At 35.9% G+C, this 337-nt stretch carries 1 protein-coding gene; it reads left to right on the forward strand.

The genetic code is table 11. The annotated features are described in order from the left end of the window. Positions 1 to 223: hypothetical protein (locus tag C4S77_RS12930; protein WP_181042796.1), on the forward strand; the 223-nt coding region annotated here is incomplete at its 5' end. Between the last annotated feature and the right edge of the window lie 114 nt (positions 224 to 337).

Here is a 337-nt window from a genome sequence, read left to right on the forward strand (position 1 = left end):
AAAAATAAAAGGTCTTGAAAAAATGGGATACTGGGATAACGATGGCGACTGGAGCTGGGATTCCGGCTCTACCACTATAAAAACCGGAGAGTTCCGCGAACAAAAAGATCATAGCTCTATATGTCCCAATCAGGACTATTGGTATTATATAACTTTGCGTTATAGTGAAGGAGAGTTGGAATATTTGAAAGTAGAATATTTATCCAAAGAAAATGAGAAATAATACAGTACTCATTTTTCTTTTAGGGTTTTGTTGTTTTTACACCCAATGTCAAACCAAAGAACCCCCAAAACCTATGGATACAGAATTTACTATTACTCCCTGCCAAATAACCTA

The sequence above is a fragment of the Apibacter adventoris genome, assembly GCF_002964975.1.
In the GTDB taxonomy this organism is placed as follows: Bacteria; Bacteroidota; Bacteroidia; order Flavobacteriales; family Weeksellaceae; genus Apibacter; species Apibacter adventoris.